Origin of the sequence: Actinomadura bangladeshensis (genome assembly GCF_004348335.1) — a bacterium.
In the GTDB taxonomy this organism is placed as follows: Bacteria; Actinomycetota; Actinomycetes; order Streptosporangiales; family Streptosporangiaceae; genus Spirillospora; species Spirillospora bangladeshensis.
Map to the genome: position 1 here is coordinate 1 of NZ_SMJW01000141.1, position 21233 is coordinate 21233.

20 protein-coding genes and 1 pseudogene are annotated in these 21233 nt (G+C 70.5%); 17 read left to right on the top strand and 4 right to left on the bottom strand.

The features are described 5' to 3' along the window. Positions 1-22: 22 nt before the first annotated feature. The 17 genes from E1284_RS24780 (at position 23) to E1284_RS24860 (ending at position 19272) form a co-directional block, all read left to right on the top strand. Positions 23-724, top strand: a complete 702-nt coding sequence (locus E1284_RS24780; protein ID WP_131942533.1) for a demethylmenaquinone methyltransferase — start codon at positions 23-25, stop codon at positions 722-724. Between the two features lie 138 nt (positions 725-862). After that, positions 863-2119 (top strand): geranylgeranyl reductase family protein, encoded by a 1257-nt coding sequence (locus E1284_RS24785; protein ID WP_131942534.1) that lies wholly within the window; start codon positions 863-865, stop codon positions 2117-2119. A gap of 169 nt (positions 2120-2288) precedes the next feature. Beyond that, positions 2289-2648, top strand: coding sequence for an NADH-quinone oxidoreductase subunit A (locus tag E1284_RS24790; protein ID WP_067629213.1), 360 nt, complete (start codon positions 2289-2291; stop codon positions 2646-2648). Position 2649: 1 nt separating this feature from the next. Beyond that, positions 2650-3195 (top strand): NuoB/complex I 20 kDa subunit family protein, encoded by a 546-nt coding sequence (locus E1284_RS24795; RefSeq protein WP_131942535.1) that lies wholly within the window; start codon positions 2650-2652, stop codon positions 3193-3195. Position 3196: 1 nt separating this feature from the next. Then, entirely contained in the window at positions 3197-3943 is a 747-nt protein-coding gene (locus E1284_RS24800) for an NADH-quinone oxidoreductase subunit C (protein ID WP_131942536.1), read from the top strand. Next, complete coding sequence (locus E1284_RS24805) at positions 3940-5286, top strand: NADH-quinone oxidoreductase subunit D (RefSeq protein WP_131942537.1); 1347 nt, start codon at positions 3940-3942, stop codon at positions 5284-5286. The genes E1284_RS24800 and E1284_RS24805 overlap by 4 nt, the downstream gene beginning before the upstream one ends. Beyond that, positions 5283-6062, top strand: coding sequence for an NADH-quinone oxidoreductase subunit NuoE (gene nuoE / locus E1284_RS24810; protein ID WP_131942538.1), 780 nt, complete (start codon positions 5283-5285; stop codon positions 6060-6062). Before E1284_RS24805 ends, nuoE begins: the two co-directional genes overlap by 4 nt. Further along, positions 6059-7357, top strand: coding sequence for an NADH-quinone oxidoreductase subunit NuoF (gene nuoF, locus E1284_RS24815; protein ID WP_131942539.1), 1299 nt, complete (start codon positions 6059-6061; stop codon positions 7355-7357). Before nuoE ends, nuoF begins: the two co-directional genes overlap by 4 nt. Next, on the top strand, positions 7354-9816 hold the full coding sequence (locus E1284_RS24820; protein ID WP_131942540.1) for an NADH-quinone oxidoreductase subunit G: 2463 nt from the start codon (positions 7354-7356) through the stop codon (positions 9814-9816). Before nuoF ends, E1284_RS24820 begins: the two co-directional genes overlap by 4 nt. Then, positions 9813-11156 carry an NADH-quinone oxidoreductase subunit NuoH gene (gene nuoH / locus E1284_RS24825; RefSeq protein WP_131942541.1) on the top strand — a complete coding sequence of 448 codons (1344 nt, stop codon included), beginning with the start codon at positions 9813-9815 and terminating at the stop codon, positions 11154-11156. The genes E1284_RS24820 and nuoH overlap by 4 nt, the downstream gene beginning before the upstream one ends. Positions 11157-11396: 240 nt before the next feature. Continuing rightward, positions 11397-11939: an NADH-quinone oxidoreductase subunit NuoI gene (gene nuoI, locus E1284_RS24830; protein ID WP_131942542.1), complete on the top strand. Its 543-nt coding sequence runs from the start codon at positions 11397-11399 to the stop codon at positions 11937-11939. Next, on the top strand, positions 11936-12841 hold the full coding sequence (locus E1284_RS24835; protein WP_131942543.1) for an NADH-quinone oxidoreductase subunit J: 906 nt from the start codon (positions 11936-11938) through the stop codon (positions 12839-12841). The genes nuoI and E1284_RS24835 overlap by 4 nt, the downstream gene beginning before the upstream one ends. Next, a complete protein-coding gene (nuoK, locus tag E1284_RS24840; protein ID WP_089324562.1) occupies positions 12838-13137 on the top strand; it encodes an NADH-quinone oxidoreductase subunit NuoK in 300 nt (99 codons plus the stop codon). Before E1284_RS24835 ends, nuoK begins: the two co-directional genes overlap by 4 nt. A gap of 10 nt (positions 13138-13147) precedes the next feature. Next, complete coding sequence (gene nuoL, locus E1284_RS24845) at positions 13148-15058, top strand: NADH-quinone oxidoreductase subunit L (RefSeq protein ID WP_207923936.1); 1911 nt, start codon at positions 13148-13150, stop codon at positions 15056-15058. Continuing rightward, entirely contained in the window at positions 15055-16635 is a 1581-nt protein-coding gene (locus E1284_RS24850; protein ID WP_131942544.1) for an NADH-quinone oxidoreductase subunit M, read from the top strand. The genes nuoL and E1284_RS24850 overlap by 4 nt, the downstream gene beginning before the upstream one ends. Next, positions 16632-18221 (top strand): NADH-quinone oxidoreductase subunit NuoN, encoded by a 1590-nt coding sequence (nuoN, locus tag E1284_RS24855; protein WP_131942545.1) that lies wholly within the window; start codon positions 16632-16634, stop codon positions 18219-18221. The genes E1284_RS24850 and nuoN overlap by 4 nt, the downstream gene beginning before the upstream one ends. Before the next feature lie 10 nt (positions 18222-18231). Then, positions 18232-19272 (top strand): polyprenyl synthetase family protein, encoded by a 1041-nt coding sequence (locus E1284_RS24860; RefSeq protein ID WP_131942546.1) that lies wholly within the window; start codon positions 18232-18234, stop codon positions 19270-19272. A gap of 49 nt (positions 19273-19321) precedes the next feature. On the opposite strand, the gene E1284_RS24865 is transcribed toward E1284_RS24860, so the two are convergent. From E1284_RS24865 to E1284_RS42600, 4 genes and pseudogenes are all read right to left on the bottom strand, one after another. Further along, entirely contained in the window at positions 19322-19930 is a 609-nt protein-coding gene (locus E1284_RS24865) for a GTP-binding protein (RefSeq protein ID WP_131942547.1), read from the bottom strand. Further along, positions 19911-20339, bottom strand: coding sequence for a DUF742 domain-containing protein (locus E1284_RS24870; protein ID WP_131942548.1), 429 nt, complete (start codon positions 20337-20339; stop codon positions 19911-19913). The genes E1284_RS24865 and E1284_RS24870 overlap by 20 nt, the downstream gene beginning before the upstream one ends. Beyond that, a complete protein-coding gene (locus tag E1284_RS24875) occupies positions 20336-20761 on the bottom strand; it encodes a roadblock/LC7 domain-containing protein (protein WP_131942549.1) in 426 nt (141 codons plus the stop codon). Before E1284_RS24875 ends, E1284_RS24870 begins: the two co-directional genes overlap by 4 nt. Next, positions 20758-21233 (bottom strand): annotated as a pseudogene (locus tag E1284_RS42600) (hypothetical protein); the annotation flags it as partial. The gene E1284_RS24875 and the pseudogene E1284_RS42600, both read right to left, overlap by 4 nt.

The window sequence follows — 21233 nt, forward strand, 5'->3', positions numbered from 1 at the left end:
GGGCAGTCTCTAGGGTGGGGGCATGACCCGCGCCTCTCTTGACAAGCAGCCCGCCGACGTCGCGGCGATGTTCGACGGCACCGCGGAGCGGTACGACCTGCTGAACACGCTGATGACCGGCGGGCAGGACCGCAGGTGGCGGCGGGAGGTCGTGCGGGCGCTGGGGGCGCGGCCCGGTGAGCGGATCCTCGACCTCGCGGCGGGGACGGGCACGTCCTCGGTGCCGTTCGCGGAGGCGGGCGCCGACACGGTGGCGTGCGACTTCTCGCTCGGGATGCTGCGGGTGGGGGTGCGCCGGCAGGCGGACGTGCGGCGGCTGAGCTTCGTGGCGGGGGACGCGCTGGCGCTCCCGTTCGCGGACGGCTCGTTCGACGCCGTCACGATCTCCTTCGGGCTGCGCAACGTCGCCGACACCGGGAAGGCGCTGCGCGAGCTGCGCCGGGTCGCCAGGCCCGGCGGGCGGCTGCTGGTCTGCGAGGTGAGCCATCCGCCGAACGCGCTGCTCGCGCTCGGCCACAAGGCGCACCTGAAGTACGGGCTGCCGCTGCTGGCGCGGGTCAGCTCCAATCCCGACTCCTACCGCTACCTCGCCGAGTCGACGCTCGCCTGGCCCGACCAGGCGGCGCTGGCGCGGCTCATCCAGGACGCCGGCTGGGACGCGGTGCGGTGGCGCGACCTCACCTTCGGGGTGGCCGCACTGCACCACGCCGTCAACCCGGGCTGACCGCCGCGGCCGGTGGGCCTCGGACCGGTCCAAACTCAGACCGGCCCAGAAGTACCCACCAGTCGTGATAAAGGAATAGACTCCCCTGTCGGATCCTTGTGAAGTGCTTCACAAGCGAACGAGCTGAAGAGGAACGCCGTGACCGACTCCACCCGACACGCGGACGTGATCGTCGTCGGGGCAGGCCCCGCCGGATCGTCGACCGCCTATTGGCTCGCCCAGGCGGGTCTGGACGTGTTCCTGCTGGAGAAGGCCACCTTCCCGCGGGACAAGATCTGCGGCGACGGGCTCACCCCGCGCGCCGTCCGCGCGCTCATCGGCATGGGCGTCGACATCAACGACCCGGGCTGGGGGCGCAACAAGGGGCTGCGCATCTACGGCGGCGGTGTCAAGGTCGAGCTGCCCTGGCCCGAGCTCGCGTCGTTCCCCGACTTCGGGCTCGTCCGCAAGCGCACCGACCTCGACCAGCTCCTCGCCGAGCACGCGGCGAAGGCCGGCGCGCAGCTGCTGCAGGGCTGCAACGTGACCGGCCCCATCCTGGACGAGCGCACCGACCGCGTCATCGGCGTCACCGCCGTCCTCGACGGTGAGGAACTGGAGTTCCGCGCCCCGCTCGTGGTCGCCGCCGACGGCAACTCCACCCGGCTGTCGCTCGCCATGGGGCTCCGGCGCCGCGAGGACCGTCCGATGGGCGTCGCCGTCCGCCGCTACTTCCAGACGCCGCGCCACGACGACGACTACATGGAGGCGTGGCTCGAACTGTGGGACGGCGAGCGCCTCCTGCCCGGCTACGGCTGGGTGTTCGGCGTCGGCGACGGGACGTCCAACGTCGGGCTCGGCCTCCTCAACACCAGCAAGGCGTTCCAGAGCGTCGACTACCGCGGCATGCTGAAGCGCTGGTGCGCGCAGATGCCCGAGGACTGGCAGTTCGACGAGGAGCACGCCACCTCCAAGATCCGCGGCGCGGCGCTGCCGATGGGCTTCAACCGGCAGCCGCACTACACCCGCGGCATGCTGCTCGTCGGCGACGCCGGCGGCATGATCAACCCGTTCAACGGCGAGGGCATCGACTACGCGCTGGAGTCCGGCCGGCTGGCCGCCGACATCATGGTGCAGGCGCTCGCCCGCCGCACCCCGGCGCAGCGCGAGCGGACGCTGTACGAGTACCCGCGCATCCTGAAGGACGAGCACGGCGGCTACTTCACCCTCGCCCGCGTCTTCGTGCAGGCGATCGGCGACCCGCGCGTCATGAAGTTCCTCACATCGCACGGCCTCCCGCACCCGACGCTGATGCGCTTCACGCTCAAGCTCCTGGCCAACTTGACCGACCCCAAGGGCGGGGACGCGATGGACCGCGTCATCAACGCCATGCAGAAGGTGGCGCCGTCGGCATGAGCGAGCGGATGACACGGTTGATCGAATTCAAGCTTCCGCAGGTGAGCGGACTACAGTGCATTACCCGACCCCCTGAGGGGAGCGCTATTGATCACCTTGGTTAGGGTGGCGGGTCGCGGCCGGCCCGTCCCGTACAACGTCGTACGTCCCGAGGAGAGGTCGTAGAGATATGGATCTCTATATTCCGATCATCGTGCTTGGGGTCCTCGCCTTCGCCTTCGCCGGCGGCTCGGTGCTGATGGCCGCGTTCACCGGACCGAAGCGCTGGAACCGCGCCCGGCTGGACGCCTACGAGTGCGGCATCGAGCCGACGCCCCAGCCCGTCGGCGGCGGTCGTTTCCCGATCAAGTACTACCTGACGGCGATGCTCTTCATCGTCTTCGACATTGAGATCATCTTCCTTTATCCCTGGGCGGTCGCTTTCGACCGGATGGGGCTCTTCGGCCTTGTCGAGATGGTTCTTTTCATCGTCACCGTGCTCGTCGCATACGCCTACATCTGGCGGCGCGGCGGTCTGGAGTGGGACTGACATGGGCCTAGAGGAGAAACTCCCCAGCGGATTCCTGCTGACCACGGTCGAGCAGGTCGCGGGTTGGGCGCGCAAGAGCTCGGTATGGCCGGCGACGTTCGGCCTCGCCTGCTGCGCGATCGAGATGATGGCGGCGGGCGACCCCCGGCACGACTTCTCCCGGTGGGGGATGGAGCGCGCCTCGGCGACGCCGCGGCAGGCCGACCTGATGATCGTCGCGGGCCGGGTGAGCCAGAAGATGGCGCCGGTGCTGCGGCAGATCTACGACCAGATGACCGAGCCCAAGTGGGTCATCGCGATGGGCGTGTGCGCCTCGTCCGGCGGCATGTTCAACAACTACGCGATCGTGCAGGGCGTGGACCACATCGTCCCGGTCGACATCTACCTGCCCGGCTGCCCGCCGCGGCCGGAGATGCTGCTGGACGCGATCCTGAAGCTGCACGACAAGATCCAGAACACCAAGCTCGGGCCGCAGCGGCAGAAGCAGATCGCCGAGCTGGAAGAGGCCAAGCGCCGCCAGCTGCCGCTGCTCGGACAGGGGGCGTGACGTGAGTTCTGAGCACCCCGAGCAGCAGGCCGAGCAGGCCGCCGACCAGCTGCCCGCGCACACCGAGGAGGAGCGCCGCGAGCAGCCGGTCGTCCGCAAGGGCATGTTCGGCGCGAAGACGACCGGCGACACCTCCGGGTACGGCGGGCTCGTCGTCCGGCAGAGCCCGAAGGTGTCGGCGCCGCGCCCGTACGGCGGGCCCGGCGGCGCCGCCGAGCCGGGCGAGTTCGACGAGATCGCCGACGAGCTGGAAAGGGCTTACCCCGACTTCGGGGACGCCATCGAGCGCGTCGTCGTGCACCGCGGCGAGCTGACGTTCCACGTCAAGCGCGAGCACCTGCGCGAGGTCGCCAAGACCATGCGGGACGAGCCGTCGCTGCGCTTCGAGCTGTGCTCGGGCGTGTCCGGCGTCCACTACCCGAAGGACGAGGGCGCCGAGCTGCACGCCGTCGTGCACCTGCTGTCGATCACGCACAACCGGCGGGTCCGGCTGGAGGCGGGCTGCCCCGACGCCGACCCGCACGTCCCGTCGCTGGTCCCCGTCTACCCGACGGCCGACTGGCACGAGCGCGAGACCTACGACTTCTTCGGGATCGTCTTCGACGGCCACCCCGCGCTGACCCGCATCGAGATGCCCGACGACTGGGTGGGGCACCCGCAGCGCAAGGACTACCCGCTCGGCGGCATCCCCGTCGAGTACCGAGGAGCGGAGATTCCGCCGCCGGACGAAAGGCGGTCGTACGTATGAGTTCGACGAAGTACACCGAGTACGACGCGTACGCCGCCGAAGAGGCGGCCGAGGGCAAGGTCTTCGACGTCAACGGGCAGGACTGGGACAAGGTCGTCTCCGCCGCCGAGGACCTCGGCGACGAGCGGCTCGTCATCAACATGGGCCCGCAGCACCCGTCCACGCACGGCGTGCTCCGGCTGATCCTCACGCTCGACGGTGAGACGGTGAACGAGGCCCGGGTGGCCATCGGCTACCTGCACACCGGCATCGAGAAGAACATGGAGTTCCGCACCTGGACGCAGGGCACCACGTTCTGCACCCGGATGGACTACCTGGCCCCGCTGTTCAACGAGACGGCGTACTGCCTGAGCGTGGAGCGGCTGCTCGGCATCGAGGACAAGGTCCCGGAGCGCGCCCAGATCATCCGCGTGATGATGATGGAGCTGAACCGGATCTCCTCGCACCTGGTCGCGATCGCCACGTTCGGGCTTGAGCTCGGCGCGACGACCGTGATGCTGAACGGGTTCATCGAGCGCGAGTACACCCTCGACCTGTTCGAGGAGATCACCGGCCTGCGGATGAACCACGCCTACATCCGCCCGGGCGGGGTCGCGCAGGACCTGCCGAGCGGCGCCACCAGCAAGATCCGCGACTACCTGGACCGGATGCCGAAGCGGATCCAGGCGCTGCGCAAGCTGCTGGACGACAACCCGGTCTTCAAGGCCCGCACGCAGAACATCGCGTACCTGGACCTGACCGGCTGCATGGCGCTCGGCATCACCGGCCCGGTGCTCCGCTCGACCGGCCTGCCGTGGGACCTGCGCAAGTCGCAGCCCTACTGCGGCTACGAGACCTACGACTTCGAGGTCCACACGCAGGACACCTGCGACGTGTACGGCCGCTACCTCGTCCGGATGGACGAGATGGAGGAGTCGCTCAAGATCGTCGAGCAGTGCCTGGACCGGCTGCAGACGGTCAAGGGCCCGGTCATGATCGAGGACAAGAAGATCGGCTGGCCCGCCCAGCTCGCCATCGGCGCGGACGGCATGGGCAACTCGCCCCGCCACATCGCGCACATCATGGGCACCTCGATGGAGGCGCTGATCCACCACTTCAAGCTGGTGACGGAGGGCTTCCGGGTGCCGGCGGGGCAGGCGTACGTGCCGATCGAGTCGCCGCGCGGCGAACTCGGCGCCCACGTGGTCAGCGACGGCGGAACCCGCCCGTACCGGGTGCACTTCCGCGAGCCGTCCTTCGTCAACCTGCAGGCCACCCCGGCGATGAGCGAGGGCGGCATGGTCGCCGACATCATCGCCGCCGTGGCCAGCATCGATCCGGTCATGGGGGGAGTGGACCGATGACATACGAACCCGACGTACGAGAGCGGCTGGAGCGGGACGCCAAGGAGATCATCGGCCGGTACCCGCGGCCGCGGTCGGCGCTCCTGCCGATGCTGCACCTGGTTCAGTCGGTCGAGGGGCACGTCACCCAGGACGGCGTGGAGTTCTGCGCCGAGCTGCTCGGCATCACGCCCGCGCAGGTCATGGGCGTCGTCACGTTCTACACGCAGTACAAGCGCGAGCCGGTCGGCGAGTACCACGTCGGCGTCTGCACCAACACGCTGTGCGCGATCATGGGCGGCGACCAGATCTGGGACGAGCTGAGCGAGCACTGCGGGGTCGGCCACGACGAGACCATGCCGGACGGCAAGGTCAGCCTGGAGCGGGTCGAGTGCAACGCGGCCTGCGACTTCGCCCCCGTGGTGATGGTCAACTGGGAGTTCTTCGACAACATGACTCCCGAGAAGGCCAAGCAGCTCGTCGACGACCTGCGCGTCGGCAAGGACGTGCTCCCCTCCCGCGGGCCGAACCGCCTGGCCACCTGGAAGGAGGCCTCCCGCGTGCTCGCCGGGTTCCCCGACGGGCTCGCCGGCGAGGGCGTCCAGGCCGGGCCGGAGTCGCTGGTCGGCCTGAAGCTCGCGCACGAGCGCGGCTGGACGGCACCGTCCGCCGACGTCGACCGCGAGCGGCCGGACGAGCCGGTCAAGCCGGAGCAGATCGCCGAGCCGCCGCACGAGCCGGGCAAGCCGGTCCCCGGCGAGGCCAAGCCCGGCACCCAGGAAGGGCGGAACAAGTGACCACGCTGACCCCCGTCCTCACCGGGAACTGGGACCAGGCCGACTCCTTCACCCGCGCGGGCTACGAGCGCACCGGCGGCTACAAGGCGCTGCGCAAGGCGCTGTCGATGGAGCCGGACGCGATCGTCCAGGCCGTCAAGGACTCCGGCCTCCGCGGACGCGGCGGCGCCGGATTCCCCACCGGCATGAAGTGGGGCTTCCTGCCGCCGTCCAGCCCGAACCCGCGCTACCTCGTCGTCAACGCCGACGAGTCCGAGCCGGGCACGTGCAAGGACATCCCGCTGCTGATGGCGAACCCGCACGTCCTCGTCGAGGGCGTCATCATCAGCTCCTACGCCATCAAGTCGAACCAGGCGTTCATCTACGTGCGCGGCGAGGTCCTGCACGTGATCCGCCGCCTGCAGCAGGCGGTCGCCGAGGCGTACGAGGCCGGCTACATCGGCAAGGACATCCTCGGCTCCGGCTACGACCTGGACGTGGTCGTGCACTGCGGCGCCGGCGCCTACATCTGCGGCGAGGAGACGGCGCTGCTGGACTCCCTGGAGGGGTTCCGCGGCCAACCCAGGCTGAAGCCCCCCTTCCCGGCCGTCGCGGGCCTGTACGGCGGCCCGACTGTCATCAACAACGTCGAGTCGATCGCCTCGGTTCCCTCGATCGTCGGGAACGGGCCCGAGTGGTTCGCCGCGATGGGCACCGAGAAGTCGCAGGGCTTCGGGATCTTCTCGCTGTCCGGGCACGTCACGCGGCCCGGCCAGTACGAGGCGCCGCTCGGCATCACGCTGCGGGAGCTGCTCGACATGGCGGGCGGCATCCGGGAGGGGCACCGGCTGAAGTTCTGGACGCCCGGCGGGTCGTCCACGCCGATCTTCACCGACGAGCACCTGGACGTCCCGCTGGACTTCGAGTCCGTCGGCGCCGCCGGGTCCATGCTCGGCACCCGGGCGCTGCAGATCTTCGACGAGACGACCTGCGTCGTGCGGGCCGTCCAGCGCTGGTCGGAGTTCTACGCGCACGAGTCGTGCGGCAAGTGCACGCCGTGCCGCGAGGGCACCTACTGGTACAAGCAGATGTTCAAGCGGCTGGAGGCCGGCGAGGGCACCGAGGAGGATCTGGAGACCCTGCTGGACATCTCCGACAACATCCTCGGCCGCGCGTTCTGCGCCCTCGGCGACGGCGCCACCAGCCCGGTCGTGTCGTCCATCAAGCTGTTCCGGGACGAGTACCTCCAGCACTTCGAGCAGGGCGGCTGCCCGTTCGACCCGGCCAAGTCCACCCTCTGGGGAGGTGCCAAGTGACCGTCACCGACGACAAGTCGGCGGTGGAGAAGGTCGAGATGGTCTCCTGCACCATCGACGGCTTCGAGATCGAGGTGCCGAAGGGCACGCTGATCATCCGGGCCGCCGAGTTGCTCGGCATCCAGATCCCCCGGTTCTGCGAGCACCCGCTGCTCGACCCGATCGGCGCGTGCCGGCAGTGCCTGGTGGAGATCCCGGACGCCGGCAACGGCCGCGGCATGCCGAAGCCGCAGGCGTCCTGCACGACCGCGGTGATGCCGGGCATGGTCGTCAAGACCCAGCTCACCTCGCCGGTGGCCGACAAGGCCCAGCACGGCATCATGGAGTTCCTGCTCATCAACCACCCGCTGGACTGCCCGGTCTGCGACAAGGGCGGCGAGTGCCCGCTGCAGAACCAGGCGATGTCCAACGGGCGCGGCGAGACGCGGTTCACCGGGACCAAGCGGACGTGGCCGAAGCCGCTGCCGCTGTCCAGCCAGGTGCTGCTCGACCGCGAGCGGTGCATCCAGTGCACCCGGTGCACGCGGTTCTCCGAGCAGATCGCCGGCGACCCGTTCATCGACCTGTTCGCCCGCGGCGCGAAGGAGGAGGTCGGGACCGCCGACGGCAACCCGTTCCACTCCTACTTCTCCGGCAACACCGTGCAGATCTGCCCGGTGGGAGCGCTCACCGGCACCGCCTACCGGTTCCGGTCCCGGCCGTTCGACCTCGTGTCGCAGCCGAGCGTCTGCGAGCACTGCGCGTCCGGCTGCGGGCTGCGCACCGACCACCGGCGCGGCAAGGTCACCCGCCGGCTGGCCGGCGACGAGCCGCAGGTGAACGAGGAGTGGAACTGCGACAAGGGCCGCTGGGCGTTCACCTACGCCACGCAGCCCGAGCGGCTGACCACCCCGCTCGTCCGGGGCGAGGACGGGGAGCTGGAGCCGGCGTCCTGGCCCGAGGCGCTCACCATCGCGGCGCGCGGCCTCGCGGGGGCGCGCGGCTCGGCCGGCGTGCTCACCGGCGGCCGCGTCACGCTCGAGGACGCCTACGCCTACGCCAAGTTCGCCCGGATCGCGCTCGGCACCAACGACGTCGACTTCCGGGCCCGGCCGCTGTCGGACGAGGAGTCGCGGTTCCTCGCCTCGTCGGTCGCGGGACGCTCCATCGAGGTCTCCTACGCCGACCTGGAGAAGGCGCCCGTCGTCGTCCTCGCCGGCTTCGAGCCGGAGGAGGAGTCGCCGATCGTGTTCCTGCGGCTGCGCAAGGCGTACCGCAAGAACCGGCTGAAGGTGTACGCCGCCGCCCCGTTCGCGACCCGCGGGCTGACCAAGGTCGGCGGCACGCTGCTGCCGACCGCGCCCGGTGCGGAGGCCGAGACGCTCGGCTCCCTCATCGGGGACGAGTCCCGCTCCGACGTCCGGACGCTGCTGGAGACGCCCGGCGCCGTCATCCTGGCCGGTGAGCGGCTCGCCACCAGCCCGGGCGCGCTGACCGCGGCGGTCCGGCTGGCGCAGGTCACCGGCGCGAAGCTGGCGTGGGTGCCGCGCCGGGCCGGGGAACGCGGCGCGATCGAGGCCGGGGCGCTGCCCGGGCTGCTGCCGATCGGGCGCCCGGTCACCGACCCCGCCGCCCGCGCCGAGGTCGCCCGCGCCTGGGGCGTCGCGGAACTGCCCGCGGTGCCCGGCGAGGACACCGCCGGCATCATCGCGGCGGCGGCGGAGGGCCGCCGGGGCGCGCTGCTCGTCGGCGGCGTCGACCCCGACGACCTGCCCGACCCCGAGGCGATGCTGCGGGCCCTCGACGCCACCCCGTTCGTGGTGAGCCTGGAGCAGCGCCCGTCCGCGGTCACCGACCGCGCCGACGTCGTGTTCCCGGTCGCGGCGGTCGCGGAGAAGTCCGGGACGTTCGTCGACTGGGAGGGCCGCGGCCGCCCGTTCGACACCGTGCTGAAATCGGCCGGGACCATGCCGGACCTGCGGGTGCTGGCCGCGCTGGCCGACGAGATGGACGTCCACCTGGGTCTGCCCGGCCCGGAGGCGGCCCGCCGCGAGCTGGCCGAGCTCGGCGCCTACCGCGGCGAGCGCCCGGAGGCGCCGAACACCGCGCAGGAGCTGCCGCCGCACCCCGAGCAGGGCGAGGCGCTGCTCGCGACGTGGCGGCTGCTGCTGGACCGGGGCCGGCTGCAGGACGGGGAGCCGTTCCTCGCGGGCACCGCCAAGCCCGCGGTCGCCCGGCTGTCGCCCGCGACGGCCGCGGAGATCGGCGCCACCGGCGCGGTCACCGTGTCGGCGGCCCGCGGCGAGGTCACGCTTCCGCTGGAGATCACCGCGGACCTGCCCGACCGGGTGGTGTGGCTGCCGACGAACTCGGCCGGCTGCGCCCTCCACCGGGATCTGGGCGCGGCCGCCGGCGGCATCGTCAAGATCGCTGGCGGGGTGCTCGCGAGCACCGCGCAGCACGCTGGAGGTGGCAAATGAGCCCGCTCGCCGCGGCACCGGCGGCCGACCCGGCACTGCAGGACTTCGGCAAGGACCCGTGGTGGCTGATCGGGGGCAAGGTCCTCGTCATCTTCGCGTTCCTCGTCGTGACCGTGCTGCTGACGATGTGGATCGAGCGGCGCGTCATCGGCCGGATGCAGCTGCGCGTCGGCCCGAACCGCGCCGGGCCCTTCGGCCTGCTGCAGGGCCTCGCCGACGGCATCAAGCTGGCGCTGAAGGAGGACATCGTCCCCCGCCAGGTGGACAAGGTCGTGTTCATCCTGGCGCCGGTGATGGCGGCGGTGCCGGCGTTCATCTCGTTCATCGTCATCCCGTTCGGGCCGACGGTGTCGGTCTTCGGGCACCAGACGGCGCTGCAGGGCACCGACCTGCCGGTCGCGGTGCTGCTGGTGCTGGCGATGTCGTCGATGGGCATCTACGGCGTGGTGCTGGCCGGCTGGTCGTCGATGTCGCCGTACTCGCTGCTCGGCGGGCTCCGCTCGTCCGCGCAGATGATCTCCTACGAGATCGCGATGGGGCTGTCGTTCGTCGCGGTGTTCATGTTCGCCGGCTCGATGTCCACCTCGGAGATCGTCGCCGAGCAGCACGACACCTGGTTCGTGGTGCTGCTCGCGCCGTCCTTCATCGTGTACGTGATCACGATGATGGGCGAGTCGAACCGCATCCCGTTCGACCTGCCCGAGGGCGAGGGCGAGATCGTCGGCGGCTTCCACACCGAGTACTCGTCGCTGAAGTTCGCGATGTTCTTCCTCGCCGAGTACATCAACCTCACGACGCTGGCGGCGCTCGCCACCACCCTGTTCCTCGGCGGCTGGCGCGCACCCGCGCCGATCTCCACGGTCTGGGCCGGCGCCAACTCCGGCTGGTGGCCGGTGCTGTGGTTCCTGATCAAGATCTTCCTGTTCATCTTCTTCTTCATCTGGCTGCGCGGCACCCTGCCGCGGGTGCGCTACGACCAGCTGATGAGGCTCGGCTGGAAGGTGCTGATCCCGGTCTCGCTCGGCTGGATCCTGCTGGTCGCGGCCATCCGCGCCTTCCGCAACGAGGGCTACGACATGCAGCAGATCGTCATCGTCACCGCGGTGGTCGCCGCGGTGGTGCTGGTGGCGACGGTGGTCTGGGAGATGGTCCGGGGCGGCGAGGACGGCAAGGAGATCGTCCCCGGCGCGGGCCGGGGCACGCAGGAACCCGCCGACGCTGGCGGGTTCCCCGTACCCCCACTGGACGCCCCGCACTACCACGGAGCTCCGGCCTCCCAGAAGGTGCCGACCTCTCGGAAGGAGGCCACCAGTGGGACTCAGCCAACTGTCCGGGCCTGAGCCCGAGCTCGCAGCTCCTGCCCGCCACTGGCAATGGCGTATCGGGCGCATAAGGGAGGTTGGCGCCGCCCCACGACCGGAGTCGGCTCCGGTCGACGCCGTGGCGCTTACTGCAGACTGCAGAACCGTTCCCCGGCGAGCCGGGTGCGTTCAGTCCTCACGCCACGTGCTGCTACGCACTGTAGTGGCGCACTGTGACACGGTGACGCCGAATCGTCGAAACCGCCCTCGAAAGGAGGCATGGCCGTGGGCTTCACGGACTTCCTGAACCCGGTCAAGGGGTTCGGGGTCTCGTTCCACCAGATGTTCACCAAGAGCGAGACCGTCCAGTACCCGGAGGTGAAGAAGCCGACCGCCCCGCGCTTCCACGGGCGGCACCAGCTCAACCGGTGGCCGGACGGCCTGGAGAAGTGCATCGGCTGCGAGCTGTGCGCGTGGGCCTGCCCGGCGGACGCCATCTTCGTCGAGGGCGCCGACAACACCGAGGACGAGCGGTACTCGCCCGGCGAGCGGTACGGCCGCACCTACCAGATCAACTACTTGCGCTGCATCCTGTGCGGGCTGTGCATCGAGGCGTGCCCCACCCGGGCGCTCACGATGACGAACGAGTACGAGCTCGCCGACGACAGCCGCGAGAGCCTGATCTACACCAAGGAAATGCTGCTCGCGCCGCTGCGCGAGGGCATGGAGGCGCCGCCGCACGAGATGCGGCTCGGCGACACCGAGGAGGACTACTACCGCCTCGGCCTCCAGTCCGAGGAGAAGGGCGGTGAGGGGCAATGAGCACGGCTGTCCTCGCGGCCGAGGTCGCCGACAAGCAGTCCGGCGAGCCGTTCTTCTTCTGGCTGCTCGCCGTGGTGTCGGTGCTCGGCGCGCTCGGCATGGTCTTCGTGCGGAAGGCGGTGCACTCGGCGCTGCTGCTGGCGACGGTGATGCTCAGCCTCGCCGCGCTGTACGCGATCCAGAACGCGCCGTTCCTGGCGTTCGTGCAGGTGATCGTTTACACCGGTGCGGTACTGATGCTGTTCCTGTTCGTGCTGATGCTCGTCGGGGTCAGCTCCACCGACTCGCTGGTGGAGACGATCCGGGGGCAGCGCTTCTGGGGCGTGATCGCCGCGATCGGGTTCATCGCCCTGCTGACCGCGGGCCTCGGCAACGCCTCGCTCGGCGGCTCGGCGGGCCTGGCCCAGGCCAACGCCGAGGGCAACGTGGTCGGCCTGGCCCGGCTGCTGTTCTCCAAGTACGTGTTCGCGTTCGAGGCGACCAGCGCCCTGCTGATCACCGCGGCGCTGGGCGCGATGGTGCTGGCGCACCGGGAGCGCACCGAGCCGAAGCCGACGCAGAAGGACCTGTCCAAGGGCCGCTTCCTGAGGGGCGACCACCCGGGCCCGCTGCCGGGCCCCGGCACCTACGCCCGGCACAACGCCGTCGACATGCCGGCGCTGCTGCCGGACGGCACGCCGTCCGAGCTGTCGGTCAACCCGGTCATCGCGGCCCGCACCGACACCGCCGAGCGGCACACCGACCTGTACGGCGGTAACCAGGAGGACGCCATGAACCGGGACGTGGCCGCGGTCAAGGCGGCCACCGACGAGGCCGAGGAGGCCGACGCCGAGTCGCGCTCGGTGAAGTCGGGGACGGCGGCCACCGGCGGCGGCGCGAGTGAAGGCGAGGCTGGTCAATGAGTCCGGGGCACTACCTGGCGCTCTCGGCGATCCTGTTCACCATCGGAGCGCTCGGCGTCCTCGTGCGCCGCAACGCGATCGTGGTGTTCATGTGCATCGAGCTCATGCTGAACGCGACGAACCTGGCGTTCGTCTCGTTCTCCCGCATGCACGGCAACCTGGACGGTCAGATCATCGCGTTCTTCGTGATGGTCGTGGCCGCCGCGGAGGTCGTGGTGGGCCTGGCGATCATCATGACCATCTTCCGGACCCGCAGGTCCTCGTCGGTCGACGACGCGAACCTGCTGAAGTACTGAGAGGTCGGGAATGCAAGCGGAAGGCATCCAGGCCGCGTCCTGGCTTCTCATCGCGCTCCCGCTCGCGGGCGCCGCGATCCTCCTCCTCGGGGGGAGGCGCACCGACAGGTGGGGGCACCTGCTCGGCACCGCGACCGCGGTCGCGTCGTTCGGCGTGGGCGCCGCGATGCTCGTGCAGATGCTCGGCTACGACGCCGCGGCGCGCAGCCGGACCCTGCACCTGTGGGACTTCATCGACGTCGGCTCGTTCAAGGTCGGCATGAACCTGCTGGTGGACCCGCTGTCCATCAGCTTCGTCCTGCTGATCACCGGGGTCGGCTCGCTCATCCACATCTACTCCATCGGCTACATGGCCGAGGACCCCGAGCGCCGCAAGTTCTTCGCCTACCTGAACCTGTTCGTCGCGGCGATGCTGCTGCTGGTGCTCGGCGACAACTACCTGGTCATGTTCGTCGGCTGGGAGGGCGTGGGTCTCGCGTCCTACCTGCTGATCGGGTTCTGGCAGCACAAGCCGACCGCGGCGACCGCGGCGAAGAAGGCGTTCGTCGTCAACCGCGTCGGCGACATGGGGATCATCATCGCGATCGCGCTGATGTTCGCCACGTTCGGCACGATCGACTACGGGCCGATCCTCGGCGGCGAGCACGCGGGCCTGGCGTCCCAGCTCGGCACCGGGACCGCGACCGCGATCGGGCTGCTCCTGCTGCTCGGCGCGTGCGGCAAGTCGGCGCAGCTGCCGCTGCAGTCCTGGCTGCTGGACGCGATGGAGGGCCCGACCCCCGTGTCGGCCCTCATCCACGCGGCGACGATGGTGACCGCGGGCGTGTACCTGATCGTCCGGTCCGGGCCGATCTTCGAGATGTCGGAGACCGCGCAGCTGGTCGTGACGATCGTCGGCGCGGCGACGCTGCTCGCCGGTGCGATCATCGGTTGCGCCAAGGACGACATCAAGAAGGCCCTCGCCGGGTCGACGATGTCGCAGATCGGCTACATGACGCTGGCCGCCGGGCTCGGCAAGGCCGGGTACGTGTTCGCCATCGCGCACCTCATCGCGCACGGCTTCTTCAAGGCGGGCCTGTTCCTCGGCGCCGGCTCCGTCATGCACGGCATGAAGGACGACGTGAACATGCGCCACTACGGCGCGCTGCGCGGGGTGATGATCTTCACCTACGCGACGTTCGGGCTCGGATACCTCGCCATCATCGGGTTCCCCGGTCTGTCCGGCTACTTCACCAAGGACGCCATCATCGAGACGGCGTTCGACAAGGGCGGGACGTCCGGGGCCGTCCTCGGCACCTGCGCGGTGGTCGGCGCCGCCATCACCGCCTACTACATGTCGCGCGTGATGTTCATGACGTTCTTCGGCGAGAAGCGCTGGGAGGACGACGTCCACCCGCACGAGTCGCCGAAGGTCATGACGATCCCGCTGATGCTGCTCGCGGTCGGCTCCGTCGCCGCCGGCGGGCTGCTGATCCTCGGCGGGTTCGCCGGCTTCCTGGAGCCGGTCGTCGGCAAGCCCGAGCACCCGCACGAGTTCACCCCGGTCACCGCGCCCGGCATCGCCACCCTCGTGCTGATGGTCATCGGCGCGGCGATCGCGTGGCGGCAGTACGGCGCCCGCAAGGTGCCGCGCGAGGCGCCCAAGGGCTCGTTCGTCACCGTCGCGGCCCGCCGGGACCTGTACGGCGACGCGCTCAACGAGTCGCTCCTCATGCGTCCCGGGCAGTGGCTGACCCGGCTCGCGGTCTGGTTCGACGGGCGCGGCGTCGACGGCCTCGTCAACGGCACCGCCGCCGGCCTCGGCGGCAGTTCGGGCCGGCTCCGGCGGGTCCAGACCGGCTTCGCCCGTTCCTACGCACTCTCGATGCTGGGCGGCGCGGCCCTGGTGGTCGCGGCGCTCCTGGTGGTGAACGTTTCATGAGCGACTTTCCCTGGCTGAGCGTCCTCATCGGACTGCCACTGGTGGGCGCGCTGCTGCTCGTCGCCATCCCGCGCGAGCGGGAGACGCTGGTCAAGCAGTTCGCGCTCGGCGTCTCCCTCGTCGTCCTGGCGCTCACCGGCGCCATGGCGGCGGGCTTCGACGCGGGCGGGGCGCGCTTCCAGTTCGACGAGAAGTACTGGTGGATCAAGGAGTTCGGGGTCCACTGGGCGCTCGGCGTCGACGGTGTCGCGCTGACGCTGATCCTCATGTCGGTCATCCTCGTCCCGCTGGTCATCCTGGCCTCCTGGAACGAGGCCGACCGGTCCGGCGGGTCGGACGTCCCGCCGAAGCGGTCGGTGAAGACCTACTTCGCGCTGCTGCTGACGCTGGAGTCGACCATGATCGGCGTCTTCGCGGCGACCGACGTGTTCCTCTTCTACGTCTTCTTCGAGGCGCTGCTGATCCCGGTGTACTTCATCATCGGGTCCTACGGCGGCGCGCAGCGCTCCTACGCCGCGGTGAAGTTCCTGCTGTACTCGCTGTTCGGCGGGCTGCTGATGCTGGTCGCGGTGATCTGGCTGTACCCGCTGTCGGCCAAGTCCGTCGCGGACGGCGGCCTCGGGCACGGCACGTTCATGTTCGACGAGCTGTCGAAGATGAACGTCGACCCGACGACGGCGAAGTGGCTGTTCCTCGGCTTCTTCATCGCGTTCGCGATCAAGGCGCCGATGTTCCCGGTGCACACCTGGCTGCCGGACGCGGCGCAGCAGTCCCCGGCGGGCGCGCTGGTGCTGATCGTCGGCGTCCTGGACAAGGTCGGCACCTACGGGATGATCCGGTTCTGCCTGGAGCTGTTCCCGGGCGCGTCCAAGTGGGCGACGCCGGTCGTGCTCGCGTTCGCGGTCGTCAGCATCATCTACGGCGCGATCCTCGCGATCGGGCAGGTCGACATGAAGCGGCTGATCGCCTACGTGTCGATCTCCCACTTCGGGTTCATCGTGCTCGGCATCTTCGCGATGACGTCGCAGGCCCAGTCGGGCGCGATGCTGTACATGGTGAACCACGGGTTCTCCACCGGCGCGCTGTTCCTGATCGTCGGGTTCATGATCGTCCGGCGGCGGTCGGCGCGGATCTCCGACTTCGGCGGGATGCAGAAGGTGGCGCCCGTCCTGGCCGGGATGTTCCTCATCGCCGGCCTGTCGAGCCTGTCGCTGCCCGGCCTGGCGCCGTTCATCTCGGAGTTCCTCGTCGTGGTCGGCACGTTCAGCCGCTACGAGTGGGCCGCCGTCGCCTCCATCATCGCCATCGTGCTCGCCGCCATCTACATCCTGTGGATGTACCAGCGGACCATGGGCGGCCCCACGGTCCCCGCGGTCGAGGGCATGAAGGACCTGTCCGCCCGGGAGAAGTGGGTCATCGCCCCGATCATCGCGATCATCGTGGCGATGGGCTTCTTCCCCCAGCCGGTGCTGCACGTGATCAACCCGTCGGTGAACCACACGCTGGCCCGGGTCGACCAGCACGACCCGGCGCCGGACATCACCGGTAACGTCGCCGAGAACGGAGCCCGTCCATGAGCACCTCTCACCAGGTGAGCGCGGTCCTCGCGCAGGGGGGTGACATCCCCGCGCCGCACATCGAGTACGGGCAGATCATGCCCCTGCTCCTGGTCCTCGGCATCGCCGTCGCCGGCGTTCTCGTCGAGGCGTTCGTCGGCCGCCGCGCGCGCTACTACGTGCAGGTGCCGCTCGCGTTCCTCGGCCTCGCCGGCGCGTTCGCGTGGACGGCCGTGCTGGGGTGGAAGGACAACCCGCACCACGTCGCCGCCGAGGGCGCGCTGGGCGTGGACGGGCCCACGCTGTTCATCCAGGGCACGATCCTGCTGCTGGGGCTCGTCAGCCTGCTGCTGATCGCCGAGCGGGGCGAGGGCGGCTCCGTCGGCGGGCACTTCGCCGCGCAGGCGTCCGCGCTGCCCGGCAGCGAGGCCGAGCAGCGCACCGCCCAGGCCGGGGTCACCCAGACCGAGGTGTACCCGCTGATGATGTTCGCCGTCGGCGGCATGATCATGTTCCCGGCGGCCAACGACCTGCTCACGCTGTTCGTGGCGCTGGAGGTCATGTCGCTGCCGCTGTACCTGCTGTGCGGGCTCGCCCGCCGGCGGCGCCTGCTCTCGCAGGAGGCGGCGGTCAAGTACTTCCTGCTCGGCGCGTTCTCGTCGGCGTTCTTCCTGTACGGGGCGGCGCTGCTGTACGGGTACGCCGGGTCGGTCCGGCTGTCGGACATCTCCGCGCAGATCGGCAAGGACGCCGGCAGCGAGACCCTGCTGCTCGCGGGCGTCGCGCTGCTGTCGGTCGGGCTGCTGTTCAAGCTCGGCGGCGTCCCCTTCCACATGTGGAAGCCGGACGTCTACCAGGGCGCCCCGACCCCGATCACCGCGCTGATGGCGTCCGGCACGGTCGTCGCCGCGTTCGGCGGGATCCTGCGCGTCTACTACGTCGCGTTCGAGACGCTCCGCTGGGACTGGCGGCCCGTCATGTGGGGTGTGGCGATCATCACGATGGTCGCCGGGTCGCTCATCGCGATCACGCAGACCGACATCAAGCGGCTGCTGGCCTACTCTTCGATCGCGCACGCGGGCTTCCTGCTCATGGGCGTGATCGCCACCTCCCCGAACGGCCTGTCGAGCAGCCTGTTCTACCTGCTCGCCTACGGGTTCGCCTCGGTCGGCGCGTTCGCCGTCGTCACGATGGTGCGGGACGCGGGCGGGGAGGCCGGGCACCTGTCGAGGTGGGCCGGGCTCGGCAAGCGGTCCCCGGTCGTCGCCGGCGTGATGGCGTTCTTCCTGCTGACGTTCGCGGGGATCCCGCTCACCAGCGGGTTCACCGGGAAGTTCGCGCTGTTCAAGGCGGCCGTCGAGGAGGGCGCGACGCCGCTGGTCATCGTCGCGGTCATCGCGTCCGCCGTCGCCGCGTTCTTCTACGTCCGTGTGATCGTCGTCATGTTCTTCAGCGAGCCGGACGCGGACGGCCCGGTCGTGGTGGCCGGGCCGGCGACCGCGGTCGCCGTCGCCCTCGGCGTGACGGCTACTGTGGTACTCGGCGTGATCCCGCAGCCGGTCCTGGACCTCGCGGGCCAGGCCACGACCCACATGTTCGTCCGTTAGGGAGTCTTGGGTGAGCAACCCATCCGCTGAGAAGTCCGGCGGGCCGGCCGGTACCGTGGCCGGCCCGTTCGGGCTTCCCATCGACGCCGCGCTCGCGTCCAGTGCCAACGCGCGCCTGGCCGATGTCGAGACCCTCCTGCTCGACTGCGTGCGCGGTGAGGACCCGCTGCTCACCGAGGCGTCCAGGCACCTCGTCGAGGCGGGCGGCAAGCGGTTCCGGCCGATGCTGGTGCTGCTGGCCTCCCACTTCGGCGACCCCGCCGCGCCCGGCGTGGTCCCCGCCGCCGTCGTCGTCGAGCTGACCCACCTCGGCACCCTCTACCACGACGACGTGATGGACGAGGCGACCGTACGGCGCGGGCAGGAGTCGGCGAACTCCCGCTGGACGAACACCGTCGCGATCCTCACCGGCGACTACCTGTTCGCCCGCGCGTCCGACCTGCTCGCCGACCTCGGCCCGGAGGCCGTCCGGATTCAGGCCCGCGCGTTCGCCCGGCTCGTCCGCGGCCAGATCCAGGAGACCGTCGGCCCCGGTACGGGCGCCGACCCCCTCAAGCACTACCTGCAGGTCGTCGCCGACAAGACGGCGTCGCTGATTGCCGTCTCCGGCCAGTTCGGTGCGCTGCTGTCCGGCGCCCCCGCGCACGTCGTCGACACGGTCACCTCCGCCTGCGAGAAGATCGGCATCGCGTTCCAGCTGTCCGACGACATCCTCGACATCGACTCTGAGACCGAGGAGTCGGGCAAGACCCCCGGCACCGACCTGCGCGAGGGCATCCGCACCCTTCCGATGCACCTCGTCCTCGGCGGCGCCGGCTCCGGTCCGGACGACGCCCGCCTTCGCGAGCTCCTCGTCCAGGACCTCACCGACGACGCCCTCCACGCCGAGGCCCTCGCCCTCCTGCGCGCCCACCCGGCCATGGACCGCGCCCGCGCCGACCTCCGGCAGTGGGCCGAGGACGCCCGCGCCGAACTCCTCACCCTCCCCGACATCCCCGCCCGCGACGCCTTCACCAACCTCTGCGACTACGTCGTCTCCCGCACGGGTTGACGGCTCGGGCCGTTCGCGCCGGTGGCGCGAACGGCCCCGCTTCTGGTCTTCAGGCGTTCTGGGGTTCGGGTTCGGTCAGGCCGCGGTACTTCATCGCGTGCAGGACGAGGTCGATGAGGACCTCCTTGCAGGAGTCGAGGCTGCGGGCGTCGCACAGCATGACCGGGACCTTGGGGCCCAGGTTGAGGGCCATCTGGATCTCTTCGAGGTCGTAGCGCTTGGCGCCCTCGAAGCAGTTGACGGCGACGATGAACGGGGTGCCGCGGCGCTCGAAGTAGTCCACCGACGGGAAGCAGTCGGACAGGCGGCGGGTGTCGGCGAGGACGACGGCGCCGAGCGCGCCGAGCGCGACCTCGTCCCACATGAACCAGAAGCGCTCCTGGCCCGGGGTGCCGAACAGGTAGAGGACGTACTCGTTCCGCATCGTGATGCGGCCGAAGTCCATCGCGACCGTGGTGGTGTTCTTGCGCTCCACGCCGGAGACGTCGTCCACGCCGACGCCCTGGTCGGTGAGGATCTCCTCGGTGCGCAGCGGCTTGGTCTCGGAGACCGTGCCCACCATCGTGGTCTTGCCGACCCCGAAGCCGCCCGCGATCACGATCTTGACCGCGGTGGGGAGCCGGCGGGCGCGCACGCCCCTAGAGGGCCCGGAGACCATCGATCACCGCCTTGTAGAGCCTGATGTCGTGCATGTCCGCCTCCGGTTCGGGTTCCTGCATGGAGACGAACCCCTTGTCGAGCAGGTCGCCGAGCATCACCCGCACGGTCGCGACCGGCAGGTCGAGGTGGCCGGTGAGCTCGGCGACCGACATGACGCTCTGGCAGAGCCGGATGATGGCGAGGTGCTCGGGACCGAGGCCGATCGCGCCCTCCGGCTCCGGTCCGACCGCCACCACCAGGGTGATCAGGTCGAACTTGCCGCGGGTCGGCTCGATGCGGCCGCTGGTCATCACGTACGGCCGCACCATCGGACCGGCCTGGTCGTCGAGGTACCGGTCGGGTGCCGGCCGCGGCGCCGGATCGTCCGCCCACGGTTCCGGCGGCGAGGGATCCTCGGGGGGCATCATGCCGGCCGTCCCTCCCCGGCGGACTCCGTGCGCGCGGGCGAGGTCAGGTGGTGGCCCATGGCGGTGACGAGCATCGCCATCTCGTAGGCGATCAGGCCGACGTCGGCGTCCTCCTCGGCGAGGACGGCCAGGCAGGCGCCCTTCCCGGCGACCGTGACCAGCAGGAACGCCGAGGCCATCTCGACGATCGTCTGCCGGACGGGGCCGCCGCCGAAGCGGGTCCCGGCACCCTTGGCGAGACTCTGGATGCCGGCGGCGACGGCGGCGAGGTGCTCACCGTCGTCCTGCGTCATGCCCTCCGAGGACGCCATGAGCAGGCCGTCGGCCGACAGCACCACCGCGTTGCGGGTGTGCGGCAGCCGGTGGACCAGGTCGTCCAGCAACCAGCCCAGATCGGAGGAGGAACCGGTCTTCTGTGTCACTGATCTTTCTCGCCTTCCGCTGCGTTGTTGCCGGGAGCCGTACCGCCTTCGGGCGCGGGTTCTTCGGCCGCGCCGCCCTCCTGCGCGGGGGGTGGGTCGGACCGGGCGGCGTCGGACCGGCCGCGCCGGGTGCCGCGCTGGTAGGAGCCCATGATCCGCTTGATCTCCGCGGGGGAGCGGCCCGGATCCTCCTGCTCCTCCGGCTCGTCGGCGACGACGGGCTCATCGGCGCGCAGGGGCTCGGCGAGGTTCGCCTGCGGCACCCGGACGGGCAGGCCGGACGGTGTGGTGGAGAGGTCGGACACGGGTGGCTGGTCCTCCGGCTGGGTGGTGGCGGGACGCTCGCCGTCCGCGGGCACGTCGGCTTGCCGTGCGGGCGGCTGCGTCCCCGGGGCCTCGGGGTCTGCCTCAGGGGCGCCGTCGTCCCCGCCGGGGGTCGTCTGCGCGGGCGGCGCGGACGAGGGCGCCGCCG